The sequence below is a fragment of the Amycolatopsis sp. NPDC059021 genome, from assembly GCF_042739895.1.
GTDB lineage: Bacteria > Actinomycetota > Actinomycetes > Mycobacteriales > Pseudonocardiaceae > Amycolatopsis.
In genome coordinates, this window is the sequence record NZ_JBHYIQ010000001.1 from 99,861 (window position 1) to 106,341 (window position 6,481).

Sequence of the window (6,481 nt, forward strand, 5' to 3'; positions counted from 1 at the left end):
GCTCCTCCCAGCTCGAAAGCCCTCGAAAATCGTGGACCGATCGCCGTGTCCACGATATCGTTCGGGCCCAAACGTAAGTGACCGCATCACCGCGGTCAAGCCCGGTGTGCGCACTCTCGGAGGTGTCCATGTCCCTCGGCCACGACGATTGGCTGCGGCTGGCCGCGCGGGTGTCCCCTCCGCGCGGGCTGTTCCTCGGCGGCACGTTCACCGATCCGGTCGATGGCACGCCGATGGCCGTCACGTCGCCCCGCGACGGCACCGTGCTCGCCGAGGTCGCCGCGGCGGGGGAGAAGGACGTCGACCGCGCGGTAGCCGCCGCCCGGCACGCGTTCGACAACGGACCGTGGCCGCGTCTCAAACCGCGTGAGCGCGCGAAACACCTGCTGCGGCTGGCGGAACTGGTGGAGCGCGACGCGGACGTGCTCGCCTTGAGCGTCTCGCTGGAGATGGGCAAGCCGATCTCCGACGCGCGGAACATCGAACTCGCCGCGCTGGCGAACACCCTGCGCTGGTACGCCGAAGCGGCGGACAAGACCGCGGGCGAGATCCCGGACGCGGGGCCGGATTCCCTCGCGCTGGTGACTCGCGAACCGGCCGGTGTCGTCGCGGCCGTCGTGCCGTGGAACTTCCCGCTGACCATGGCGGGCTGGAAGCTCGGCCCGGCGCTGGCCGCCGGATGCACCGTCGTGCTGAAACCCGCCGAACAGTCCCCGCTGTCGGCGCTGCACCTGGCGCGGCTCGCCGCCGAGGCGGGGTTGCCCGCGGGCGTGCTGAACGTCGTCAACGGTCCCGGCGAGGTCACCGGGCGGGCGCTCGGCCTGCACCAGGGCGTCGACGTCGTGACGTTCACCGGCTCGACCGAGGTCGGCAGGCATTTCCTGCGTTATGCCGCGGATTCCAACCTCAAACGGGTCTGGCTGGAACTCGGCGGGAAGTCACCCAACATCATCCTCGACGACGCGCCGGAACTCGGCGCGGCGGCCGACACCTCGGCGTGGGGCATCTTCTTCAACTCCGGCGAGATGTGCACGGCGCCCTCGCGGCTGCTGGTGCACAAGAGCGTCGCGGACGAGGTGCTGGAGCGTGTCGTCGCGCGTGCCGCCGATTTCACGCCCGGTGACCCGCTGGACCCGGCGACGAAGATGGGCCCGGTCGTCAGCGAAGAACACCTGAACTCGGTCCTGTCGCACATCGACGTCGCGCTCGAAGAAGGCGCGCGGGTACGCGTCGGCGGTGAGCGTGCGCGCGTGGACAGCGGGGGCAGTTACCTGGCGCCGACCGTACTCGACCGGGTCACCCCGGACATGCGGGTCGCGCGGGAGGAGATCTTCGGCCCGGTCCTGTCCGTGCTGACGTTCGACACCGTCGAGGAGGCGGTGGCGCTGGCCGCCGACACCGACTACGGGCTGGCGGCGGCGGTGTGGACCCGGGACCTCGGGCGCGCGCACCGGATCTCTCGCGCGCTGCGGGCGGGCACCGTGTGGGTCAACTGTTACGAGGAGGGCGATCTGACCGTGCCCTTCGGCGGGACGAAACTTTCCGGGCACGGGCGGGACAAATCCCTGCACGCGCTGGAGAAGTTCACCGATCTCAAGACGACCTGGATCGCGTTGCCGTGAGGCCGCTCATCGTCATCCCCGCGCGCTTCGCCGCTTCGACGTCGGCGCTGCGCTACTCGGCCGTCGTCACCGCGCGGGCGCTGTCGGCCGCCGTGCTGGCCGCCGGGGGCGAACCGCTCACCGTGCACCCGGAGGGCGACGTCACGCGACTGTCCTTTGCGGACGGAGTCCTGCTGCCCGGCGGCGGTGATCTCGACCCGGCGCGCTACGGGCAGCCGACCAGCTCGGACGAGGTGTACGACGTGGACACCGCGCAGGACGAGTTCGACCTCGCGCTCGCCCGGTGGGCGCTGGACACCGGGCGGCCGCTGCTGGCGATCTGCCGCGGCCTGCAGATCGTCAACGTCGCGCTCGGCGGAACGCTGGATCAGCACATGCCCGGGGCGCATCGGCACGTCGTGCACGGCGTCCGCGTCGAACCGGGTTCGCGCACGGCCGGGCTGGTGGGGGAGAAGGCCGACGCTTCGTGCTTCCACCACCAGCGTCTCGACCGGCTCGGCGCGGGCCTGCGGCCGGTGGCCTGGGCCGAGGACGGCACGGTCGAGGCCGCCGAACTGTCCGATGTGGACTTCCTCGGCGTGCAATGGCATCCGGAGGACACGGCCGCCGGAGATCCCGCGCAGCAGGCACTCTTCGACGCGCTGGTCACCGCCGCGGGCAGGTTCGCCAGGCGAAGTGATAGGTGCTCGAGTCCAGGGTCAGGGTGCTGACGTCCGCCGGGGCGGAGGTGGCGAGCCGCGTTTCCGCCTTGAGGTTCAGGTTTCCCTTCAGGCCACACGGCTTGTAGGCGATCTGCCCGACGTCCGCGCCCGCCGTCCAGCCGCCATCGAGCGGCCCACGGAAGGCGTGGACCGTCTCCGGCGGCGTCGGGACACCGGCGAAGTAGTACGTTCCCCGCAGGGTGCCGGTGGTCCCGGCCGTCAGCGCGGCCGAGCCGAGGTGATCGGCCCGCCGGAGGCCGTAGGTATAGCCGTCCGGGATGTGCACGTCCAGGTTGAGCTGGCAGAGCTTCCGCCGGTCGTATGGGAGCGAGTCCCCGCCGATCCTGGCGGTGAATTCCCGGTAGGACACGGTGAACGACGTATTCCCCGGTGCCACGGCGATCCGTGTCGTTCCCGGCGGGCAACCCGATCCGTTGACGACGACCGGCTCGATGGTGACCGGTCCGGTGGGCGGGTCCTGCCGGGCCACGGCGGGCGGCGCGAGCAGAAGCGTGGTGAGCGCGGCGAAGGCGAGACCGGACATGACTTCCTCCTCGGGGCCGAGGCGATCACACGGGATGGGGAGACTCGCGAGGCCGGAGCCGATCGGCGATGGTGGCGACCAGCTCGTAGGACCGGCGGCGATCCGCGTGGTGGTACACGGGCGTGGTCACCATGAGCTCGCCGGTCCCGGTCTCGTCGAGCACCGCCTGCAGGTGTTCGGTCACCGTCTCCGGGCCGCCGACGAGGACACTGCCGGAGCGCGCGGCGATTTCGGCCCGGTCTTCGCCGGTGTAGGGATACGCCGCCGCGTCCTCCGGGCTCGGCAGCAGGATGGGGTGCCCGCGAACCCGGCTGAGTACCTTCAACCGGGTGGAGCCGGCGAGCCACTCGGCGCGGTCGTCGTCCTCCGCGGCGATGACGGAGACGCTGACCAGCATCTTCGGTTCCGTGGCATGCTCCGAGGCGCGGAACCGCTCCCGGTAGCCGCGTGCGGCTTCCCCCGCCGCCCCGGGGTTGAGGTGGTGGGCGAAGGCGTAGGAGAGGCCGAGTTCACCCGCGAGTTCGGCGCTGGCGGGCGAAGAGCCGAGCAGCCACATCGGCGGGACGTTGCCGCCGAGGACGGGAATCGCCCGCGGCCGCACGCCTTCCCGTGGCGCGAAGAACGCCCGGAGTTCGTCGAGCTGCTCGCGAAAGGTCTTCGCGGTGCGCGCTGTTTCCTGCCGGACCGCCTCCACGGAGGAGCGAGGCCCGCCTGGCGCGCGGCCGAGGCCGAGGTCGATCCGTCCCGGGTGGAGCGCGGCCAGCGTGCCGAACTGCTCGGCCACCACGATCGGCGGATGGTTGGGCAGCAGCACTCCGCCCGCGCCGACGCGGAGGCGCCGGGTGGCGTTCGCGAGATGGCCGATCAGCACCGCGGGGGCGGAACCGGCGACGCCGGGCATGTCGTGGTGCTCGGGCACCCAGTAACGGTGGTAGCCCAGCGAGTCGGCCAGCTTCGCGAGATCGACCGTGTCGAGCAGGGCCCGCTTCGGCGTGGACCCCTGCACGATCGGCGAGGTGTCCAGCACCGAAAGACGCGGCGGCGAGCTCATCCGGCCGGGAGCGCGACTTCGACGCTCGTCCCGGTGCCGGGCGTGCTGGTGAGCCTCAGCGTCCCGCCCATCGCCTCGGTCAGGCCGCGGGCGAGCACCAGGCCGAGCCCGGCCCCCGGCACGCCGCGTGCCTCGGCGTCGAGCCGCTGGAACGGGACGAACAGCCGTTCCAGGAGTTCGGGGCTGATGCCCGGCCCGGAATCGGTCACCCGGATCAGGGCGCCGTCGGCGGTCTCCGCGGTCTCGACGAGCACCCAGCCGTCGGGCTCGTTGTGCCGGATCGCGTTGGTGACCAGGTTGATCAGCACCTGGCGCAGCCGCCGCCGGTCGGCGCTGATCCGGCGTTCGGGGCCTTCGACGCGCAGCGAGATCCGGTGGTGGGACAGCGGTTCGAGCAGCGCGACGACCTCGCCGACGAGCTGGCGCAGTTCGAGTGGCTCAGGCCGGACCTCGAGGGCGCCCGCCTCGATCTTGGCGACGTCGAGGACGTCGTCCACGAGGGCGAGGATGTGGTCGCTCGCCTCGGTGATGTGGTGCAGCGCCGACTGACGCCGCTCGGCGGGAAGGTCGAGACGCCGCAGGAGTTCGGCGAAGCCGGTGATGGCCTGCATCGGGGTGCGCAGCTCGTGGGACAGCGACGTCAGGAACTCCGACTTCGCCCGGTTGGACTCCTCCGCCGCGTGCCGGGCGACCTCGGCCTCCCGCCGGGCGCGCCGTTCCCGGTCGGCTGCGCGGCGCTGGGTGATGTCGAGCAGGTTGAGGCTCAGGTACATCTTCTCGCCGTCGGCGCGCCGCACGATCGACGCGGTCGCCGCGGCGACGATCTCGGCGCCGCCGCTGCCGACGCACACCGTTTCGAACTGGACGTTGTCGGCGTCGCCGTCGACGAGGTCGGTGAGGATGTCCGCGGTGTGCTCGACGAGGTCCGGCCGAAGCACGGCACCGAGTTCGACGCCGAGAAGGTCCACTTCGGACAGTCCGAGCATATGCCGCAGCGCGCGGTTGACCCTGGTGAACCGGCGGTCGAGGCCGACGAGCGCCATGCCGACGGCGTTGTCCTCGAAAGCCCTGCGGAACCGTTCCTCGCTTTCGGCGAGCGCGCCGAACAGCCGCGCGTGTTCGATGGCGACCGAGGCGAGGTGGGTGAACTGCTCGACCAGCCGCACCTCGCGTTCCGGCGGGAGGTGCGGTTCGGTGTGGTACACCGCGAAGGTGCCCAGCACACCGCCGTCACGGCCGAGGACGGGCTGGGACCAGCAGGAGCGCAGCCCGGCGAGTTCGGCCAGTGCGCGGTAGTCGTCCCACCGGCGGTCGGTCGCGATGTCCTCGACGACCACCTGGATCCCGTGGTACGCGGAGGTGCCGCAGGAGCCCGCCTCGGGCCCGATGGACAGCCCGTCGATCGCCTCGACGTAGTGCGCGGGCAGGCCGGACGCGGCGCCGTGGTGCAGTGTCGCCCGCGTGGAGTCGAGCAGCAGGATGGAACACCGCGAGTACGGCAGCAGCTCGTTGAGCGCCTCGGTCACCGCGCCGAGGACGTCGCCGAGTTCGGCGCCGGAGGCGAGCAGGTCCAGCACCCGCGTCTCCCGTTCGAGCAGCAGCAGGCTGTCGGCGTGGTCGAACGCGGACTCGACGCGGGGCAGGTTCGGGATCATGCGCGTTCCCAGCGGTAGCCGACGCCGCGGACCGTGCGCAGCCTGCGCGGGCCACCGGGGCCGGTTTCGAGCTTGGCGCGCAGCCGGTGGATGTGCTCGGTGACGGTGGCGTCGGACTGCCAGCCGGGGGAGGACCGCCAGACCGCCTGCAGCAGCTGCGCGCGGGTGAACACCTGCCCCGGGTGCTGGGCCAGGAACACGAGCAGGTCGAACTCCTTGGCCGTCAGTTCCACGAACGCGCCGTCCAGGGTGACCTGGTGGGCGGCGGTGTCGATGCGGAGGCCGTCCTCGGTCTCGCCGTCCACTGTGGTCACCGGGACGCTGCGGCGCAGCACCGACCGCACCCGCGCGGCGAGTTCCTCCGGGGAGAACGGTTTCACGAGATAGTCGTCGGCGCCAAGGTCGAGCCCGACGATGCGGTCGGTCTCGCCGCTTCGTCCGCTGAGGACGACCACGGGCAGCGGCGTCCGTGACCGGTCGTGCCGGACGCGCCGCAGGACGTCGAGTCCGCCGAGGCCGGGCAGCGACAGGTCGAGGACCATGAGGTCGGGTGGTTCGGCGGCGATCCGTTCGAGCGCGGTGTGGCCGTCGCCCGCCTCGGTCACCAGGAACCCGTCGGCCTCCAGCTGCCAGGTCACGACCGTGCGGACCCGCTCGTCGTCGTCGACGACGAGTATCCGGCGTCGAGCGCTCGGTGCCACCTCGGCCGTACCTCCCATGTCGCGGAACCTCATGCTGCTCCCCGGTTTCGGCGGTGGCAACAGCGCCGGGGCGGTCGTTGAGCAACTGTTGATATTCGGTTGGTGCGGATCTGAGGCACGGACCACAGCCTAGGAGGCGCGCGGACCGGCCCGCCCCCGGACGTGGGGGGGGGGGGGGGGGGGCGCCGGCCCCCGCCCCCCCCCCCG

At 71.9% G+C, this 6,481-nt stretch carries 6 protein-coding genes; 2 read left to right on the forward strand and 4 right to left on the reverse strand.

The features are described from left to right. The first annotated feature begins 128 nt into the window (after positions 1 to 128). Together ACFWX1_RS00360 and ACFWX1_RS00365 are read left to right on the forward strand one after the other, a co-directional pair. Positions 129 to 1,622 (forward strand): aldehyde dehydrogenase, encoded by a 1,494-nt coding sequence (locus ACFWX1_RS00360; protein WP_378382626.1) that lies wholly within the window; start codon positions 129 to 131, stop codon positions 1,620 to 1,622. Beyond that, positions 1,619 to 2,332 (forward strand): gamma-glutamyl-gamma-aminobutyrate hydrolase family protein, encoded by a 714-nt coding sequence (locus ACFWX1_RS00365; protein ID WP_378382627.1) that lies wholly within the window; start codon positions 1,619 to 1,621, stop codon positions 2,330 to 2,332. Before ACFWX1_RS00360 ends, ACFWX1_RS00365 begins: the two co-directional genes overlap by 4 nt. Here ACFWX1_RS00365 and ACFWX1_RS00370 read toward each other — a convergent pair. The 4 genes from ACFWX1_RS00370 to ACFWX1_RS00385 are packed head-to-tail and all read right to left on the reverse strand — an operon-like array spanning position 2,268 to position 6,292. Next, positions 2,268 to 2,867, reverse strand: coding sequence for a DUF4360 domain-containing protein (locus tag ACFWX1_RS00370; protein WP_378382628.1), 600 nt, complete (start codon positions 2,865 to 2,867; stop codon positions 2,268 to 2,270). The genes ACFWX1_RS00365 and ACFWX1_RS00370 overlap by 65 nt on opposite strands. Before the next feature lie 25 nt (positions 2,868 to 2,892). Then, positions 2,893 to 3,918 (reverse strand): LLM class flavin-dependent oxidoreductase, encoded by a 1,026-nt coding sequence (locus ACFWX1_RS00375; protein ID WP_378382629.1) that lies wholly within the window; start codon positions 3,916 to 3,918, stop codon positions 2,893 to 2,895. Continuing rightward, the gene (locus tag ACFWX1_RS00380) at positions 3,915 to 5,573 is read right to left on the reverse strand and encodes an ATP-binding protein (RefSeq protein ID WP_378382630.1); all 1,659 of its coding nucleotides are present in this window, start codon (positions 5,571 to 5,573) and stop codon (positions 3,915 to 3,917) included. The genes ACFWX1_RS00375 and ACFWX1_RS00380 overlap by 4 nt, the downstream gene beginning before the upstream one ends. Next, positions 5,570 to 6,292, reverse strand: coding sequence for a response regulator transcription factor (locus ACFWX1_RS00385; protein ID WP_378382631.1), 723 nt, complete (start codon positions 6,290 to 6,292; stop codon positions 5,570 to 5,572). The genes ACFWX1_RS00380 and ACFWX1_RS00385 overlap by 4 nt, the downstream gene beginning before the upstream one ends. Positions 6,293 to 6,481: the final 189 nt, after the last annotated feature.

What these genes read in the sequence shown, in the direction of transcription:
- ACFWX1_RS00370 (WP_378382628.1), bottom strand. Translation starts at nt 2,867, where the DNA reads ATGTCCGGTCTCGCCTTCGCCGCGCTCACCACGCTTCTGCTCGCGCCG.
- ACFWX1_RS00375 (WP_378382629.1), bottom strand. Translation starts at nt 3,918, where the DNA reads ATGAGCTCGCCGCCGCGTCTTTCGGTGCTGGACACCTCGCCGATCGTG.
- ACFWX1_RS00360 (WP_378382626.1), top strand. Translation starts at nt 129, where the DNA reads ATGTCCCTCGGCCACGACGATTGGCTGCGGCTGGCCGCGCGGGTGTCC.
- ACFWX1_RS00385 (WP_378382631.1), bottom strand. Translation starts at nt 6,292, where the DNA reads ATGGGAGGTACGGCCGAGGTGGCACCGAGCGCTCGACGCCGGATACTC.
- ACFWX1_RS00380 (WP_378382630.1), bottom strand. Translation starts at nt 5,573, where the DNA reads ATGATCCCGAACCTGCCCCGCGTCGAGTCCGCGTTCGACCACGCCGAC.